This is a genomic window from Allobosea sp. RAF48 (genome assembly GCF_052114025.1).
In the GTDB taxonomy this organism is placed as follows: domain Bacteria; phylum Pseudomonadota; class Alphaproteobacteria; order Rhizobiales; family Beijerinckiaceae; genus Allobosea.
This window is the reverse complement of the sequence record NZ_JBFRDZ010000002.1, coordinates 47,015-64,665: the sequence shown is the minus strand read 5'-3', so window position 1 is coordinate 64,665 and position 17,651 is coordinate 47,015. Positions and strand designations below refer to the sequence as shown.

Genomic DNA, 17,651 nt, shown 5'->3' with positions numbered 1-17,651 from the left:
GTCGATAAGTCTCGACATATGGAAAGTAAGCAAATCGTCCTCGCCCTGGCCGCGCTGGCTCAAAGCACCCGCCTTGACGTCTTCCGCTTGCTGGTGACCGCGGAGCCCGAGGGGCTGCCTGCCGGCGAGGTCGCCCGCCAGCTCGACGTTCCCCACAACACGATGTCCTCCCATCTCAGCATCCTCAGCCGGGCGGGTCTCGTCCGTTCCGAGCGGTTCAGTCGTTCTATCGTCTACCGCGCGGACCTCGACGCCCTTCGTGCGGTGCTCGCGTTCGTTCTCAAGGATTGCTGCGGCGGTCGCCCGGAGATCTGTGCGCCGCTTCTCGCCGAACTCAGCCCCTGCTGCCCGCCGAAGGTTACGACCGATGCCTGATCGCGTCCGCAACGTGCCGTTTATCCGCACGCACAATTCCGCTCGCCGGGAGGTGGCGTGATGGACGTCGTCATCTATCACAATCCAGCCTGTGGGACGTCTCGGAACACGCTGGGCTTGATCCGCAATGCGGGCGTCGAGCCGCACGTCATCGAATATCTGAAGACGCCGCCGATGCGGACGCTGCTCAAGCAGCTTCTCGACCGTGCGGGGCTGACCGTCCGGGAAATTCTGCGCGAGAAGGGTACGCCCTTCGCCGAGCTTGGCCTCGGCGATCCGGCCCTTTCCGACGAGGCCCTGCTCGATGCGATCGAAGCCCATCCCATCCTGATCAACCGGCCGCTGGTGGTGTCACCCAAGGGCGTGCGGCTGTGCCGCCCGTCCGAGGCCGTTATGGCCCTGCTGCCGCCCCAGCGCGGCGAGTTCCGCAAGGAGGACGGCGAGCTGGTCGTCGATGCCTGCGGTCGCCCCGTCGCGCTCGCCTGAGGTCATCATGTCCACCTTCGAACGCTACCTCACAGTGTGGGTCGCGCTGTGTATCGTCGTCGGTATCGCATTGGGGCACATCATGCCCGGCGTATTCCAGGCCATCGGTTCGGCCGAGATCGCCAAGGTCAACCTTCCGGTCGCGGTGCTGATCTGGCTGATGGTCATCCCGATGCTGCTGAAAATCGATTTTGCCGCGCTGGGGCAGGTCGGCCGGCACTGGCGCGGGATCGGCGTCACGCTCTTCATCAACTGGGCGGTAAAGCCGTTCTCGATGGCGGCGCTGGGCTGGATCTTCATCGCCTGGCTGTTCCGGCCGTGGCTGCCTGCCGATCAGATCGACAGCTACATCGCTGGCCTCATCATCCTGGCGGCAGCGCCGTGCACCGCCATGGTCTTCGTCTGGTCGAACCTGACCAAGGGCGAACCGCATTTCACACTGAGCCAGGTCGCGCTCAACGACGCGATCATGGTCATCGCCTTCGCGCCGATCGTCGGCCTGCTGCTGGGCTTGTCGGCGATCACCGTACCATGGGGAACGCTCATTCTCTCGGTCGTCCTCTACATCGTCATTCCCGTGATCGTCGCGCAGGTCGTCCGCAGCCGCGTTCTGGCAAACGGCGGTCAGGCCACACTCGATAGGCTGCTCGGTCGCCTGGGGCCGATTTCCCTGGTTGCTCTGCTCGCCACCCTCGTCCTGCTCTTCGGCTTCCAGGGCAAACAGATCCTCGCCCAGCCGATGGTGATCGCGCTGCTGGCGGTGCCTGTCCTGATTCAGGTCTACCTCAATGCCGGGTTGGCCTACCTCCTGAACCGGATAGCCGGCGAGCAGCACTGCGTTGCGGGGCCGTCCGCGCTGATCGGTGCCTCAAACTTCTTCGAGCTCGCCGTCGCCGCCGCGATCAGCCTGTTCGGGTTCAATTCCGGGGCCGCGCTCGCCACGGTTGTCGGCGTCCTGATCGAGGTCCCGGTCATGCTGACCGTCGTCTGGATCGTGAATCGGTCGAAGGGCTGGTACGAACGCGGCGTTTCGAGCGATCAGCTCCTGCCAACTCGGCGCGGCGCGCCGTAGGCTTCCTTCGCCCTGCGGCGCGCCGTGAGCTCGCCGTGAAAAGCACCGCCACGTCGGTTCATGGGCCTGATCTAGATGACGGCCCAACCGCGCGTCGAAGGCTCGTGCTCATGAAATCTCTCCGCGATCAATCGACCGCATTCGGCGGCTGTGCATGCGGCGGCACGCGGGGCGGCGTCATCGGTCGGGGAGGCGCCGAGTTCCAGTTGCCTCGCCTCATCGGGGCATTCGGCTTTCGCGCCCTCAATGCCGTCATTCCTGCAAGGCGCAGAGCTTGATCGTGGTGGCGACCGCTCTGCTGTTCCGGGCGGACACCGTTGCGTTCGTTGGTCGCGATGGTTCGACATTCGCCGGTCCTCATCCAGCCCGAGAACGACTGAAGCAGGACTTCAAGCCCAACAGCAACGCCGACGTCTTCAACACAATCGGTTCATTTCGGACTTTGACAACATCCGCTCCCGGGTGTTCTGGTGGCGAGCGATCCGACGGGTAAAAGTGGCCTTTTCTCTGGGTCCGGAAAGTTGGCTTTCGGGCAAGCTAGCTCGCGAGTTGGCTAAGGGACGACAAGGCCCTTTCCCGCGTCGAGAAAGCACGAAACGCAAAAGGGGGATCACGATGACACTCATCGGCTCAAGGTTGTGCGGGCTTACCTTGATGATGATGCTCGGACTTGGCGGCGGCTTGGCTGAAGCCGCCGATCTGTCGCCCCCGGTGCCGGCCGAGAAGCTGGTGCCGCCCCCGGCATGGACCTTCCGGTTCACGCCCTATGGCTGGCTCACATCGCTCAACGGCAACCAGACCGTGAAAGGGCGAAACGTGAAGGTCGATGCCAGCTTCGTTGATGTCATCGATGCCACACTCGGAGAGGGCGGAACCCTGATCGGCCTGATGGGCGATCTGGAGGCCCGCTACGGTCGGTTCTCTCTCTACGGCAATGTCGTCTGGTCCAAGATCGGTGTCGACCGCAGCGGCGCCACGACGCGCAGCGCCGCGCCCGGGATCGTGGGTGCGGTCGGCGCAGCTGCCGACGTCAAAGTCTCGATGGGAATCATCGAAGCGGGGGCGACCTATGAGGTGGCGCGCTTCGGATCGGTCAGCTTCGACGTCCTGGCCGGTGCGCGCTACTGGTATCAGCGGGCCAATCTGTCCTTCGATCTCGCCACGACGGTCGACATCGGCGATCTCAGTTTCGGCCGCAACGTGGCGGTCGCCCGCTCCGGCACTGTCGACTGGCTCGACGGCTTCGCCGGGGCGCGCATGCGGGTCGCGGTCGCGCCCGGTCAGGAACTCTTCCTGCGCGGCGACATCGGCGGGGGCGGCAGCAAGTTTTCGTGGCAGGGCATCGCCGGCTACGGCTTCGACTTCGCCGAGAAAAACGGCATCACCTATTCGGGCGTCATCGGTTACCGGGCGCTCTATGTCGACTATTCGCAAGGGGAAGGACGGCGGCGTTATGCCTTCGATATGCTTCAGCACGGACCGGTCGTCGGGCTGAGCCTGCGGTTCTAGGGCCCGAACTCACCGCCGGTAGCTGACGGCGACGGCGAGACAGTCGACGGCGCGGTGGTCGCGGCGGGTCCCGATGCGCCTGAAGTCCTTGAGACGGCAGCACATGCGCTTGATGGCGTTGCGATCCAGGCAGAGCACGGGCGAGAAGCGGGTTCCTCCAGTGCCGGTCGGTCTTGGGCAGGGTGTTGGGCATTGTGCCGTTCTCCTCGACCGGGCGGCGGATGGCGTCGCTGTCGGAGCACCCGCCAAAGAAAAGCCGCGTGGAGCGGGATGCTTCGGCTATGACGATGAACTGGAACGAGGCTTGCCGCGACAAACGGAAAAATCGCGGGAGGTACCGTCTTGGATCAGACAGAGTTCCGTTGCGAGACTTGCTGGTCGCCACATGTTTCAATCCCGGACGACCTCAAGCCGGAGAGCCAGGTTCTCTGCGGTAGCTGTGGCGCCGCTATTGCCAAGTGGTCGGATTTCCGCGGGTCCATTTCACTGGTCGTGACCAATCAGGTGCGTGTTCCGCCGGCTACGGAATTGGTCCGGATGGTTGGCTGATCGACCATGAAAAAACTCATTCCGGCCCGTCTGAAGAAGCGCCTCCACGGGGTTTTCCTCGTCACGATCATGGTCCTCGGCGGCGCGCTGACGGTGGCTTGGTTCCTGTTCCTTGGCTGTGTGGCCTGGGAGATGCTGAGCTGGGCCCAATCGATCAGCGGAGCCTGAAGCCGCCTCTAAGCTATTGATAGAGAAAGCGTGATCCGACCAGATCGCCTGGCACTCGGTCGGCTTACGCAACCGAAGATCCTCCAGGCGCGAAAAAACCGCCTAGGTGGGCTGATCGGTCGGACTATCGGAGGGCAGCCGAAGCTGCCCGGTGAGGACGACTTCGAATTGAGCGCTCCTGGCGTGCGTGTTAGCGTGCCAACTGCTCAGCTACAGGTTAGCCGGTGCGCCATGTATCAATTTTCGGCAGACGAATCCGAACTCGGCTGGTTCCTGAATTTCATCGCCTGGTGGTGTTCTCTCTTCGACTCTCAGGATATCGCAATAATAAAGACCGCTGCGGCGGTGGTGATCGCGGGCATACTTCTGTTGATCGGCGCCTTCATGATTAAATTACTGGGCATGATCGTTATGCGGGTATTCCGAATGTGACCGGCCTCGTGCCGATCACTATGAAGGCCTTGCCGAAAGGCGTCAGGGTCTCATGGCCGACGCTTGCCGCCGATAAACGGAGAGGCTCGAGCGTCGCTGCTATTCATGGGCTACCGGCGTCGTCGTAAGGCCGAAGCGCGAATCGGAGATTGGCCGTAGCGACGCCCTAAACGGCTCGAAATGTTCTCCATGGCCGAGAATGGACTCGCCCGGAGCGCCACGCTCAGAAGCAGTTTACGTTTTGGCCCTTCATCGTGCAGGTGCTCGTAATTCGCTCCTCGGCAGGAGGCGGCTCAAAGCTTCCTGCTGATCGAGGCACATAAGTCTGCCCGTCGCTTTGCATCGGATCGACGCCTGTCGACTCCGATACTCCGCCGAAGGCAGCGCATCCCGTGAGGAACAGACAGCATGCAGCCGCGAGAAACTTCTTCATACCGAGTGCTCCTTGTTGAAGCCGATCCTGCCGCGATGCGGGAGTGAAGTCACGGCTTCTTCTGGCGGCTATCTCTCTGACCCTGTCCTGACCGGCGGTACAAGCCCGCGGAGCAGCGGAGCGGAAGGGGCCTTTTGGTTAGCCCCTTCGACGCATAGTCGCGATGCCCAAACTGGGGATGGTCGGCCAGGGCGCCGGGTCGCTACCTTGTTGCGTCGCACAAATTTAGACGCGGCGCACAACAGGCTTTCGAATCCATCATGGCTAAACGAAACAGCGGATCTGTCCGGCGCCGGAAGGCATCTGTGCAGCGCAAGCAATGGAAAGCGGTTGTTTCAGCCTGGCAGCAGGGTGAACTCGACTGGCAACCCGCTTGGGGCCCCCCGCCAACCGATCCGGCTTGCCTTTGCCCGCAGGCTGTTCTGGCCGAGCTTGGCGTGGCATCTAAAGCAGCAGCCTGAGGCCAACATCGGCACATTGTGCGAGCAAGGGCGGCCTGCTCGACCCGTTGCAGCATCCCTAAAGCGAGGCCCCCTGCACGGGGAGCCGTGGCTCGCCAGCACCTCTCTTTTTCACGCTATCTGCGATGGTCTGTAGCGAGCCGTCGGGCAGGGGGCGCCGAGGTCTTTCGCCTCCGCGCGCTAGCTCGCAGGTATCGCTTTCGGCGGGGCCTGTCCCTGGCCAGCCGCGTAGCTCCTGCTCGCGGCTTTCGGTTCGGATCCAAATCTTCCTGGCGAGCCATCGTAGCCGTCTCTCCAGGCATTGCCGCATCAGTGATCAACGTCATGAGCTCTGTTGGGTATGACCCCTGGGAATGAGCCGTCTCGACGCTCCACCATGGGCGCGAGCCCAACGGCTCGTCTACGCGCATGCGCTGTGCAACAGCCTGCTTCCGATCATCACCGTGGCGGGGCTCCATTTCGGGCAAACCGCCGAGCCGGCTCCCGCGCGTTACGATTCGCGCAGCCTCAACGCGCGCGAAGGCCGCCGATGAGCGTGCCGGCGATATACGAAGGAATGCCAGAGGTTTGCTTTCGATGGGGCGTGATTTCCATGCCATCGAGTTCCCCGCCTTGCACGTTAGGTTCATTATAGCGGATAGGTGTGGGCGCCCTCCGGATTGCTTTTGTTCGTAGATATAAACAAAGTACTCATCTAAAGCGTTCAGTAATGAAGCGTAAATGACGCTCTATTCGGCCTTCATCGCCTCTATACCGAAAATTTCGGCGAGCTAAAATGCTGATTGACAATCCACCCGGTCGATGGGCCAATTCCGGTATATCGGAATAGCAAACACGTAGAAATTGCCTTTGCGATAGGTGGGGCCGGATGAATTACCGCTGGGACTGGTCGGTCCTGATACGGGAGCCTTTTGTCGATTGGCTGTGGAGCGGTCTGCTCCTGACTCTGGCGATCAGCATCATGAGCTGGGCCGTCGCGCTGGCGATTGGCATCGTCGCCGGCGTCGCCCGCAGCGCCCCGTCGCCGGTGGCTCGCTTGCTGGCCGGCATCTACATCGACGTGTTTCGCAGCGTGCCGCCGCTGGTCCAGCTGTTCCTGTGGTACTTCGTCCTGCCCGAGATCGTTCCCGACGCGGTCGGCCTGTGGTTGAAGCGTGATCTGCCCTATCCGGAGATCGTCACCGCGGTAATCGCGATCGGCCTGTTCGCCGGCGCGCGCGTGGCCGAGCAGGTTCGCGCAGGCATCGAGGCCGTCGGTGCGCCGCTGTTGCCGGCGGCTCTCGCGACCGGTCTGCGCCCGATGCAGGCCTATCGGCTGATCGCGCTGCCGCTCGGCCTGCGCGCCATCGTCGGGCCTCTGACTTCGGAATTCCTGATCACGATCAAACTGTCGTCGCTCAGCCTGACGATCGGTGTGCTCGAACTGACCGCGCAGAGCCGCCATGTCGAGAACTACACCTTCCAGGGCTTCGAGGCCTTCACCTTCGCGACCATTGGCTATCTCGTCATCGGCCTGTGCGCGACCGGACTCATGCGCCTCATCGATAATCGAATCGGCGGTGCCGCGTTGCGAAAGGCCACAGCGTGAGCGATTTCGACTGGGGGGTGATCGCCCGATCGTACGGTTTCCTCGCGGAGGGCATGGCGCTCAGCGCGCTGCTGGTGCTGGTCGCGACGCTGGGCGGGCTCGTCGTCGGTTTTGGGCTGGCGCTGATGCGGCTGTCGAAGCATCGGCTGATTTCCGTCCCCGCGGCCAGCTACGTCACGGTGATGCGCTCGTTGCCGCTGGTGCTGGTGCTGTTCTGGTTCTATTTCCTGATGCCGCTCGCCATTGGCCGGCCGGTCGGCTCGCTCACCTCGGCGCTGATCGCCTTCGTCCTGTTCGAGGCGGCGTTCTATTGCGAGATCATCCGCGCCGGAATCGGCAGCGTCCGCAAGGGCCAGAGCGATGCGGGGCTGGCGACTGGATTGCGCCGCTGGCAGGTGCTGCGGCTGATCGTGATGCCGCAGGCGATGCGGGCCATGGGGCCGCTGATCCTCAATCAGATCGTGATCGTCTTCCAGGATACGTCGCTGGTCTATGTCGTGTCGCTGCACGACTTCCTTACCGCCGCGAGCGTCGTCGCCTCGCGCGACGGGCGCGCGACCGAGATGTATTCGCTGGTTGCCGTCGTCTATCTGGTGATCTGCCTGTCGATCACGAAGGTTGCCGAGTTCTACAGGAGGAGGCGTCCGTCATGATCGTTCTGGACGACGTGCATAAGTTCTATGGCTCGCAGCAGATCCTCCGCGGTTGTTCGGCCGAAATTCGTCTCGGCGAGGTCGTGGTAGTCTGCGGGCCGTCGGGTTCCGGCAAAAGCACGCTGATCAAGTGCATCAATGGCCTGGTGCCTTTCGAACAGGGCATGATCACCGTCGACGGCGTCTCGGTCTCGTCGCCGAAAACGGATCTCCCGGCCCTGCGCTCGCGGATCGGCATGGTCTTCCAGAGTTTCGAGCTCTACCCGCACATGACCGCGCTGCAAAACGTCAGCCTGGCGCAGGTCCATGTGCTCGGGCGCTCGCAGAAGGAGGCCGACGCGCGTTCCGAAAAAATCCTGACGCGGGTCGGGCTCGGCGGCAAGCTCGGCAACCGCCCGTCTCAACTCTCCGGCGGGCAGCAGCAGCGCGTGTCGATCGCTCGCGCGCTGGCGATGAATCCGCAGGCGATGCTGTTCGACGAGCCGACCTCGGCGCTTGATCCCGAGATGATCAACGAGGTGCTCGAGGTTATGCAGGAACTCGCCCTCGAGGGTATGACCATGATCGTCGTCACCCATGAGATGGGCTTCGCCCAGCGTGTCGCGGATCGCGTTCTTTTCATGGATCGCGGAGAGATCGTCGAGGATACGCCCAAGGACCAGTTCTTCACTTCGCCTTCCTCGGAGCGGGCGAAGCAATTCCTGAAGCAGGTCCTGACGCACTGAGGGGCCAATGAACGAGCTGAACGCCCCTCAGATCGGCCCGCTTCTCCAACGCCAACGCAAGGAGCGGGGTCTGACGTTGCAGCAGCTCTCCGCGCTATCGGGCGTTTCAAAATCGATGCTGTCGCAGATCGAGCGGGGGGAGGCCAATCCGACCTTTGCCGTGCTCTGGAGCCTGACGCGCGGACTGGGGATCGACTTCGTTGCGTTGCTGGGAGAGAGGCAGGCGACGGCGGGCGCCGACAACGCCATCGAGATGCTGTCACTGGAGCGCACGCCGACGATCCGCAGTGCCGACAGTTCCTGCCAGTTGCGCATCCTGAGTCCACCCAGCCTATCCGGCGATATCGAATGGTACGATGTCGAGATCGCGGCTGGCGGATGCCTCGACAGTTCGCCTCATGCTCCAGGAGCCGTCGAGCATTTCACGGCGCTCTCCGGCGAGTTCGTGATCGCCAGCGGGAGTTCCCGCCACCTGCTCAGGCAAGGTGAGACGGCGCGATATCCGGTCGATGTGGTGCATTCCATCAGCAATCCGCTGGAGAAGTCGTCGCGCGGCCTGATGGTGCTGCTCTATCGCAAGTCGTCGAAGGGGCGAAATGCCCTTTAAGACGCGAATATATCCGGGTTTCAGTTTCTCCGAAGCGGCGGGCCTCATTTTTGGCGGGCTGCCGTTCCTAGCAGAAGAGGCGATTTCATATGCGCGTTAGTATCTTGGGTGCGGGGGCGGCTGCCTGCGGTGCCGCCGCCCAGCTATCGGTCATGGGGCATGATCCGATGCTCTGGTCGCCGTCAGGTCGGAGCACGGAGGCGCTTGCAGCCGGCGCGCCGCTGCGCGCAACGGCCGCGATCGAAACCAGCTTCCACCCGCGCATCGCTGGCAATGCCGCGGACGCCGTCGCCACTGCCGACGTCGTGATGCTCGCGATGCCGGGCTACGCCCACAAGATGGCGTTCGATGCGATCGCGCCTCATCTGAGGGAAGGGCAGCCCGTCATCATCAGCTCGCATGCCTCTTTCGGTGCGCTGTATCTTTCGCGATTGCTGGCAGCCCGAAAGATCCACGCGCCGATCATCGCATGGGGCACGACGCTGACGACCGGCCGCAAGGTTTCGCCGACCGAGGTCGCCGTGAATTCGCTGCGTTCGAAGATCGATCTCGCGACGGTGCCGCAGGACGCGTCGGCCGAAGCGCTGGCGCTGTGCACGTCTCTGTTCGGCGAGCGTTTCGTCCTCCGCGAAGGGCTGCTTGCGATCGCGCTGAGCAATCTCAACCCTCAGAACCATCTCGCGATTGCTCTGTTCAACCTGACCCGGATGGAGCGCGGCGAGAGCTGGGGCCAGGCGGAGAATGTCACGCCCGCGGTTGGGCGCGTGATGGAAGCGCTCGATGCTGAGCGGCTCGCCATCGCCGAAGCATTTGGCGTTTCGGTCAGGACGATCCACGAGCATTATGCCTATTCCTACCAGCTCCCGGTCGCCAGCATCGCGGAGATGAACGCCGAGCTGCACGGCCGCGGGAAGGGCGGTTTCGGCCCTGCGACGTTGGAGAGCCGCTATGTTCTCGAAGATGCGCCCTACGGATTGTTGCCCACCGTGCTGCTCGGAGGGCTCATCGGGCGGCCGGCGACGTTGCACGAGGCGGGACTGACCCTGCTGTCGGCCGCCTATGGGCGCGACTTCACCCGCGAGAACGAACTGCTGCCCGCGCTCGGCTTCGACGTGATGACACGCGAGGAACTGGCCGCGCGGGCGAAGGACGGATTCTAGATACCGTCCTCCATCGAGGGCGGGCACCAGGCGAGCGATCGCAAAACGGGAGAGAGCTTATGAGATTCCATCTTTTCGCAGCTGCAGGCGCATTTCTGGCCCTGAATCTGGCGAGTTCAGCGGCCGGGGCCCAGGAGGTCGACGCGATCGTCAAGAAATTGCGCGACACCCAGACCATCACCATGGGCGTGCGCGAGGCGCTGTTTCCGTTCAGCTATCTCGACGACAACAAGAACCCGACGGGCTACGCGGTTGAGTTCTGCAAGCGCATCATCGACGACATCAAGACCGAGCTGAACCTGCCGGAGATCAAGATCAAATACGTGCCGATGACGATCCAGAATCGCCAGGCACTCGTCGCCAACGGAACGATCGATCTCGAATGCGAGGGAACGGTCAACACCTTCGGCCGCAACAAGCAGGTCGATTTCTCGTCGGTCAGCCACGTCTCGGCGAGCCAGCTCCTGGTTCTCAAGAGCTCGGGCATCAGGAACTATGACGACCTCAACGGAAAGATCGTCGCTGTGGCGACGGGCGGCACCAGCGAACCCGATCTCAAGAAGCTCGTGGCCGAGCGCAAGCTCAACCTGCGCGTCATCAATGTCGATGACCATGCCGCCGCCTTGATCGCTGTCGAAACCCGCAGGGCCGATGCCTATTTCAGCGACAACGGGGCGTTCTACGGGCTGATCAAGCAGTCGAAGAAGCCAGATGCGCTGGAGATCGTCGGCGACGAATATGGTTACGCGCCGCAGGGCTTCATGGTGCCCAAGCTCAATCCGACCATCCTCTGGATCGTCAATCACACGATGGGCAAGATGTTCAAGTCGGGCGAGGCCGAGGCCTTGTACATGAAGTGGTTCGGGCCGCTGGGGGCCCATGTCGGCCCGAAGCTGAAGGCGGCCTGGGCGACGCAATCCTACGCCGAGTGAACGCGACCGTCGCCGGATAGAAGCCTAACCCGCCATGGTCCGCATGGCCGGCTAGGCTGCCGAATTCGGCGGCGCCGTCGCTCTCGGGACCTCAGAACAGCAGGGCATCGACATCATCGGAAGCCGGCTCCGCCGTCGATACTTGCGCCGCCGGGTCCCAGACGCGCTCTATCACTCCACAATGGATCGTCCGTTCGATCGCCATCGTGTAATGCGGCCACACGGTGCCGTTCAGCCAGCCCCGCACGAGCTCGTTCATTTCAGCGGGAACGGCGGGCTTGTCGGAGGCCATCGCTGCAACCGCATGTGCGGCCGCCCCGATGGCTTCTCCCGTCGCGGCCGCGCCAGAGAAGCCGAGCCGGGCCTGATCGACGACCTTGCCGAAGGCCGCGCCTTCGCGCATCAGGCGGCTGAGCTCCAAAGCCAGCTCCGAGGCCGTCTCCTGCACGACGATGAGCGCGGTGCTCATCTCGCGATCGAGCGCGCCGAAATGTGCTGCATCGAGGCGATCCTGGCGTTTCAGCTCGCCGGCGGCCCGCTGCATCTGCTCGAAGATCGCCGGCAGGCGACTGGAGACGCTGGCGACGAGGTCGGCGGCGAGTTTCAGCTCGTGCGCGATGATGACCAGACTGCGGCCGTTGCTGCCGACGCGCGCGGCGCGCAGGCTGGCATTCGTACCGATGAGCACGATATTCGAGACGGTCGCGGCAAGCGCATCGACTGTCTGCTGGGAAGTGTCGAGCAGCGCGGTCAACGCCTGTGCGACCTGGTCGGCGCCGGCGCGGGCGCTGTTGCACTTGCCCAGAAGCGCCGACGCGTGGGCGAGATCGGCCCCGAGCTGCGCCATGAAGGAGCCGGTATCCGCGCCGCCCGCCCCGTAGAGCGACCGGACGAGGTCGACAAGGTCCATGGTTTCGTCACGCAAGAGCAGCAGGTTCTGCTCGATCAGCTCGGCGTCCTCGCCGAGAGTGGCGGCGCTCGCCTCGAGCTGTGCCGCCTCGATCCTGAGCAGCAGGTCGCGGGCGTGGGACAGGGCCTCCGTCGGCAGCCCGTCGGCGGGGCGGCCGTCCTCCAGGATCTCCGCCAAGTGCAGCCCCGCGGTCGCGTGCTCAAGCCGTTGACGGATGCTATCGCCGGATTGCAAGGCGACGATCGCCATCCCGGCCGCCATGGCGATCTTGCCGGAGCGCGCCGCCGCTTCGCTCGCGAGCGTCATGCCGCTGCGCTGCCGATCCTCGACCTCGGCCAGCGTGAGCGAGAGCTTGTCGGAGAGCGACGAGAGCGCAGCGCCATATTGCGTCTCGAATTCGCGCTGGGAAGCCAGCGCCGTGGCCAGCAACGCGCTCATCCGGTCATGTTCGCGCGCGCAGGCCTCGATCGTACGCTGGGCCTGGGTCGTCAGCTCGAAGATCTCGTTGGCGAAGTCGCCGAAGTCGCGCCCCACACCCTGAATCGAGATCGACTCGATGCGGGCGTAATGGGCGATGATCGTGATCAGCCGGATATGCTCGACCAGCTTCTCCCAAGTCTGGCCGGCGGCGGCGCTATGTACGGCAATGTCGACCAGGGAGCGCGTCTCCTCGGCCAGCGTCTGCCGCAGCGGGCGCAGATCGTCGGCAAGGCGTGCAAGCGCGGCGTCCGCCGCGATGATCCTGTCGCCGGAAAGCCGGCCGGAGAGGGCGCTCAACCGTTCCTGCAAGGTGTCGAAGAGGTTCAGCCCCTTCCCGAGATCGCGGCCCGCAACCGCGAAGGTCGCATCGACCGAGCCGGCGTGATCCTCCAATGACCTGATCAGCCGCATCAGACGTTCTGTTGGAGCGTTCATCGCATCCTCACGCATGCCGCTATGCGGGACCGGCGGCGTTCACCGCCTGCGGCCACGCCATGATCTCCTGCGCGATGAGCGGGAGGCGCACGACGCGCTCGGCCGCGCCGAACTCGATCGCCTCCTTCGGCATGCCGAAAACGACCGAGCTCTCCTCATCCTGGGCCAGCGTCCGCGCCCCGGCTTTGCGCATTTCCAGGAGACCGCGTGCGCCGTCGTCGCCCATGCCCGTCATGATGATGCCAAGCGCGTTGCCGCCGGCGTACTGCGCCGCCGAGCGGAACAGCACGTCCACCGATGGGCGGTGACGCGAGACGTGCGGACCGTCCTTGATCGCGACGCGATAATGCTGCCCCACCCGCAGCAGCAGCATGTGGCGATTGCCGGGCGCGATCAGAACGCGGCCGATCTTCATCTCGTCGCCGTCTTCCGCTTCCTTGATCTCCATGGCGCAGATGCTGTCGAGCCGGCGCGCGAAGGCGGCCGTGAACTTCTCCGGCATGTGCTGGACGACGGCAATGCCGGGGCAATTGGCCGGCAGCGCCTCCAGCACTTCGCGCAACGTCTCGGTGCCGCCGGTTGAGATGCCGATGCAGGCGATGCGATCCGTGCGCGCATGGAACCGGCCGGAAAGCGGCGGCGGCATGATGACGTCGGCGGTGAGCTTCGCTTCGATCTGCATGACCGGCCGTGGGGCCCGAGGTCGCGGCTTGGCCTGCGCGGCGGCATGGACCGCATGGCGCAGCCGGTCGGCGGTCTCCAGCAGCGCGTTGCGGGTATCGATCCGCGGCTTGGCCAGCACCTCGACGGCCCCGCTTTCCAGCGCCTCGAACAGGGTGGGCGAGCCGGTGCCGGTCAGGGTCGAGCAGATGATCACCGGGATCGGCCGCTGCGCCATGATCTTGCGCAGGAAGGTCAGGCCATCCATCCCCGGCATCTCGATGTCGAGGATCAGCACGTCCGGCACTTCGTTCTGCATGCGCCTGGTCGCCGCGTAGACATCGCCGGCCGTGCCCATCACCTCGATGCCGGGCGATTGCGACAGGATCGAGCTCAGCACCTGCCGCACCGAGGCGGAATCGTCGACGACGAGGACACGTATGGGCTTGCGCGTCATGCTGCGCTCCTCCCGAGGGCGGCCGGTTTCGCCTGGTAGACGGTCGGCGCGACCGAGTGGAGGCCGGGCACCCCGGCTCCCGCCATGGATTCGGAATGCCCCAGCAGGAGATAGCCTCCGGGACGCAGATGGGACACCAGTCGCGACAGCACTTCGGCCTGGGTCCGGCGGCCGAAGTAGATCAGCACGTTGCGGCAGAAGATGACATCGATGTCGCGATCGAAGGGGTAGGCTTCGTCCATCAGGTTCAGATGCTCGAAGCGGGCCCTGCGACGCAGCTCGGGAGCGATCCGCACCGTGTCCTGCGCCGGGTTGCGGGCCCGCATGAGATAGCGCTGCTGCAGTGGGGCCGGGATCGGCGAGACGAAGGAGGTCGGATAGATGGCGGTGCGTGCCGCGGCGAGAACCTGCGTCGAGATGTCGGTGCCGAGGATGGAAAAGCTCAGCTCGCCAGTGCTTCCGCGCGTGGCATTCGCGAGGTCCTGCAGCAGCATCGCGATGGTATAGGCCTCGGCGCCGATGGAGCAGGCAGCGCTCCAAATCTTGAGCCTGGTCGGACGGGGGCCGTGCAGGCGCCGGAGTGCGGGCACCGCGGTGTCGCACAGGAACGTGAAATGACTTGGCTCGCGGAAGAAGTCGGTCTTGTTCGTACTGACGCAGTCGATCAGGTGCACGTATTCCTTGTCCAGGCCGCCGCGTTCGAACAGCAGGTGCCCATAGTCCGCAAGGCTGCTCAGGCCGAGCGCGCGGACCCGCTTGCGCAGGCGACCTTCGACCATCGTGCGCTTGGTGCGCGGGAGCTTGATGCCGGCATTGCGCTCGACGAGGCTCGCGATGGCATTGAAATGCCGCTCCTTGAGATGGTCGCCCATGGGCTCTGTCGTCGCCGGGGCCGTCACGCGGCTTCGCTCGCGTCGACATCAGGGGGGACCCCGGCACCTGCCATGAGCCGTGCGAGGTCTAGGACGATGACGAAGGCTTCGCCCTTGCGCCCGAGACCGGCGATGTAGTGCGACTGCCAACGGCCTCCGACGTCGAGCGGCGCGTCGGTCTGCGCCGAATCGAGGCTCGTCACCTCGAAGACACGGTCGGCGACGAAACCGACGCCGAGAGTCCGGCCGTCCAGCGGCACGTCCAGAATGATGATCCGCGTCGCCTCCGTCGGCGCGACGCGCGGAAGGCCGAGCTTGGTGCGAAGATCGACGATCGGGAAGCCGGTGCCGCGCACGTCGATCATGCCGAGCAGGAAGTCGGGGGCGTGCGGGAGCTTTGAGATCGGCCGCATGTCGAGGATTTCTCGCACATGCGCGATGTCGATGCCGAAGGACTCGCCGTCGATCCCGAGCGTCAGATATTGTGCGTTCTGGGTCAATGCCGTCTCCGCAGGGGGAAGTCGTCAGGCGCCGGCAGCCGGCGGGAAAGGCGGCTCCGCCGAAGCGGAGCGCCCGCTCGTCTTCAGGAGGCGCGGCGGAACTCTGCGTCCCGTGCATCGTGGGCGTCGTCGAGATCGAAGGAGAAGCCTCCGGAGGCCGCCTTCGCGTGAGGCTTGGCCGCAAGCGCCTTGCCGGCCGCGGGCTTGGCAACCTTCGGGGTGGAGGCGGCCTTCATCTTGCTCGCCTGCGCCTTGAGCTGCTCCACCGCGCGGTCCACACCGGTGCCGGCTGCATCGATCTTGAAGAAGGCGATGGCGGTCTGGAGCTGCTCGGCCTGAGCCGCGAGCTCTTCGGACGTCGCGGAGACTTCCTCCGAAGCCGCGGCGTTCTGCTGCGTCACCTTGTCGAGCTGCTGGATGGCCTGGTTGATCTGCGCGGAGCCGACATCCTGCTCGCGGCAAGCGGCGGTGATTTCCTCGACCAGCTCTGCGGTCTTCTTGATGTCGGGGACGAGCTTGGCGAGCATGGAGCCGGCCTCCTGCGCGACCTTGACCGTATCGGTCGACAGCGTGCCGATATCGGCGGCGGCAGCCTGGCTGCGCTCGGCGAGCTTGCGGACCTCGGAGGCGACGACGGCGAAACCCTTGCCGTGCTCGCCCGCCCGGGCGGCCTCGACGGCCGCGTTGAGGGCGAGCAGGTCGGTCTGGCGCGCGATCTCCTGGATGATGGTGATCTTGGAGGCGATGGTCTGCATGGCGTCCACCGCCTTGCCGACCGCGATGCCCGAGGCCTCCGCGTCCTTGGCCGACTGGGCCGCGATCTGCTCGGTCTGGCTGGCGTTCTCGGCGTTCTGCTTCACATTCGCCGCCATCTCCTCCATCGAGGCCGAGGCCTCTTCGGTGGAGGAGGCCTGTTCCGTAGAGCCCTGCGAAAGCTGCTCGGCGCTGGCCGACAGCTCCTGCGAGCCGGCGGAGACGTTTTCGGCGGCGCGCAAAGCGTCGGACACGACCTCGCGCAGCCTCTCGACGGTGCCGTTCAATGCGGTCAGCAGGTCGCCGACCTCGTCATTGCTGCGGGCGCTCATCGTGCGGGTCAGATCGCCCGCGGCCACGGCATTGGCGAGGCCGACGGCACCGGCGAGACCGCGGCTGATGCCGAGCGCCATCCAGGTCGCGACGACCATCGAGATCAGGGCCGAGATGGCGACGATCGCGACCAGCAACATCTTGGCGAGGCTCGCCACTTCGGCCGCGTCGGCGTTGATCTCGCCCATCCGCTTTTCGGCGAAGGTGCTGTACTGATCCATGGCCGCGATCGTGGCGTTCAGTGCGTTGCGTCCGTCGCCCTTGCTGAGCTGCGTCGCCTTGATGTTCCCGCCTTCGCGCGCGACCTCGATGGCGCTCCTCATGGCCGTCTGCAACTGCTCGGACTGGGCTTCGAGAGACCCGATCGAGAGACCGGCCTCCTTCAGCGCGGACAGGGCCGATGCGGTGGCCGGGCGCAGGAGTTCCGTCTGGGTCAAAGCGGCCGCGCTGCGGGCGGCAAGTTCGCTTTCGGTGGTCGCCGTGAAGATCTCATAGGTCATCCGCAGCGCGCGAGCGGTCTGATAGCGCATCATCAGAACCTGGCGCGCCGCCGCCTCTTGCGCCGAGCCGCCTTGCTGAGCGAGATCGCGGGCGAGGCTGTCCAAAGCGGTGTTCTGGGCGTTCAGAGCAGGAAGACCGCGCGCGGTCCACAGAGCCTCGGCCTTGTTGCCGGAATTGAGCTTCGCTTGCCGGATGGTCTCGTCCTGAACCGTGTCGAGCGTCTTTCGGGTGCCGACGATCTTGTCGAGCAGCATCTTGCCCTGATCGCTGGCCTTCTGCTCGAGCTCGGCGATGATCTTGCCGGCTTTCTCCCGCCGTTGAAGAACATCGGCAGCGAAAGCCTCGATGTCCCGGCCTTCGGACGCCAGGATCACGTTTTTCTCGGAGCGGACCTGGCCTTCGAATTCCGCCTGAAGATCACCGAGCAGGCTGACCTGCTTGGCCTGCCGCAAGATTCGCTGCTGGGCCTCCTCCATCTCTGCCAGGCGATTGTAGGCAAGGCCCCTGGCGGTGACCGAAAGGGCGATGATGACGCCGAACGACGTCGCAAGCTTTGCTTTGATGGTGAATCGCATGTGTGGCCCCGATCTGCGTCGATTT

General features: G+C 64.5%; 18 protein-coding genes. 13 read left to right on the top strand and 5 right to left on the bottom strand.

All coding sequences use genetic code 11. From position 1 onward, the window contains the following. Positions 1-18: 18 nt before the first annotated feature. From AB4Z10_RS03725 to AB4Z10_RS03665, 13 genes are all read left to right on the top strand, one after another. Complete coding sequence (locus tag AB4Z10_RS03725) at positions 19-375, top strand: ArsR/SmtB family transcription factor (RefSeq protein ID WP_441469033.1); 357 nt, start codon at positions 19-21, stop codon at positions 373-375. A gap of 60 nt (positions 376-435) precedes the next feature. Then, the gene (gene arsC, locus AB4Z10_RS03720; RefSeq protein ID WP_441469032.1) at positions 436-861 is read left to right on the top strand and encodes an arsenate reductase (glutaredoxin); all 426 of its coding nucleotides are present in this window, start codon (positions 436-438) and stop codon (positions 859-861) included. Positions 862-868: 7 nt separating this feature from the next. Continuing rightward, positions 869-1,933 (top strand): ACR3 family arsenite efflux transporter, encoded by a 1,065-nt coding sequence (gene arsB, locus AB4Z10_RS03715; RefSeq protein ID WP_441469031.1) that lies wholly within the window; start codon positions 869-871, stop codon positions 1,931-1,933. Between the two features lie 246 nt (positions 1,934-2,179). Beyond that, the gene (locus AB4Z10_RS03710) at positions 2,180-3,442 is read left to right on the top strand and encodes a hypothetical protein (RefSeq protein ID WP_441469030.1); all 1,263 of its coding nucleotides are present in this window, start codon (positions 2,180-2,182) and stop codon (positions 3,440-3,442) included. A 555-nt stretch (positions 3,443-3,997) separates the two neighbouring features. Next, the gene (locus tag AB4Z10_RS03705; protein ID WP_441469029.1) at positions 3,998-4,159 is read left to right on the top strand and encodes a hypothetical protein; all 162 of its coding nucleotides are present in this window, start codon (positions 3,998-4,000) and stop codon (positions 4,157-4,159) included. A 30-nt stretch (positions 4,160-4,189) separates the two neighbouring features. After that, the gene (locus AB4Z10_RS03700; protein WP_441469028.1) at positions 4,190-4,591 is read left to right on the top strand and encodes a hypothetical protein; all 402 of its coding nucleotides are present in this window, start codon (positions 4,190-4,192) and stop codon (positions 4,589-4,591) included. 1,247 nt (positions 4,592-5,838) lie between these two features. Beyond that, on the top strand, positions 5,839-6,018 hold the full coding sequence (locus AB4Z10_RS03695; protein WP_441469027.1) for a hypothetical protein: 180 nt from the start codon (positions 5,839-5,841) through the stop codon (positions 6,016-6,018). A gap of 335 nt (positions 6,019-6,353) precedes the next feature. Beyond that, positions 6,354-7,073, top strand: coding sequence for an amino acid ABC transporter permease (locus AB4Z10_RS03690; RefSeq protein WP_441469026.1), 720 nt, complete (start codon positions 6,354-6,356; stop codon positions 7,071-7,073). Beyond that, positions 7,070-7,726, top strand: coding sequence for an amino acid ABC transporter permease (locus AB4Z10_RS03685; RefSeq protein ID WP_441469025.1), 657 nt, complete (start codon positions 7,070-7,072; stop codon positions 7,724-7,726). Before AB4Z10_RS03690 ends, AB4Z10_RS03685 begins: the two co-directional genes overlap by 4 nt. Continuing rightward, the gene (locus tag AB4Z10_RS03680; protein ID WP_441469024.1) at positions 7,723-8,451 is read left to right on the top strand and encodes an amino acid ABC transporter ATP-binding protein; all 729 of its coding nucleotides are present in this window, start codon (positions 7,723-7,725) and stop codon (positions 8,449-8,451) included. The genes AB4Z10_RS03685 and AB4Z10_RS03680 overlap by 4 nt, the downstream gene beginning before the upstream one ends. A 7-nt stretch (positions 8,452-8,458) precedes the next feature. Further along, complete coding sequence (locus tag AB4Z10_RS03675; protein ID WP_441469023.1) at positions 8,459-9,058, top strand: helix-turn-helix domain-containing protein; 600 nt, start codon at positions 8,459-8,461, stop codon at positions 9,056-9,058. 89 nt (positions 9,059-9,147) lie between these two features. Next, entirely contained in the window at positions 9,148-10,218 is a 1,071-nt protein-coding gene (locus tag AB4Z10_RS03670) for an NAD/NADP octopine/nopaline dehydrogenase family protein (RefSeq protein WP_441469022.1), read from the top strand. Between the two features lie 59 nt (positions 10,219-10,277). Next, entirely contained in the window at positions 10,278-11,150 is an 873-nt protein-coding gene (locus AB4Z10_RS03665; RefSeq protein WP_441469021.1) for an amino acid ABC transporter substrate-binding protein, read from the top strand. A 91-nt stretch (positions 11,151-11,241) separates the two neighbouring features. On the opposite strand, the gene AB4Z10_RS03660 is transcribed toward AB4Z10_RS03665, so the two are convergent. The 5 genes from AB4Z10_RS03660 to AB4Z10_RS03640 form a co-directional block, all read right to left on the bottom strand. Further along, positions 11,242-12,975 (bottom strand): hypothetical protein, encoded by a 1,734-nt coding sequence (locus AB4Z10_RS03660; protein ID WP_441469020.1) that lies wholly within the window; start codon positions 12,973-12,975, stop codon positions 11,242-11,244. Positions 12,976-12,994: 19 nt separating this feature from the next. Next, positions 12,995-14,092: a protein-glutamate methylesterase/protein-glutamine glutaminase gene (locus AB4Z10_RS03655; protein ID WP_441469019.1), complete on the bottom strand. Its 1,098-nt coding sequence runs from the start codon at positions 14,090-14,092 to the stop codon at positions 12,995-12,997. Beyond that, the gene (locus AB4Z10_RS03650; RefSeq protein WP_441469018.1) at positions 14,089-14,964 is read right to left on the bottom strand and encodes a CheR family methyltransferase; all 876 of its coding nucleotides are present in this window, start codon (positions 14,962-14,964) and stop codon (positions 14,089-14,091) included. Before AB4Z10_RS03650 ends, AB4Z10_RS03655 begins: the two co-directional genes overlap by 4 nt. A gap of 23 nt (positions 14,965-14,987) precedes the next feature. Beyond that, positions 14,988-15,464, bottom strand: coding sequence for a chemotaxis protein CheW (locus AB4Z10_RS03645; protein ID WP_441469017.1), 477 nt, complete (start codon positions 15,462-15,464; stop codon positions 14,988-14,990). Between the two features lie 83 nt (positions 15,465-15,547). Further along, positions 15,548-17,626: a HAMP domain-containing methyl-accepting chemotaxis protein gene (locus tag AB4Z10_RS03640; protein WP_441469016.1), complete on the bottom strand. Its 2,079-nt coding sequence runs from the start codon at positions 17,624-17,626 to the stop codon at positions 15,548-15,550. Positions 17,627-17,651: the final 25 nt, after the last annotated feature.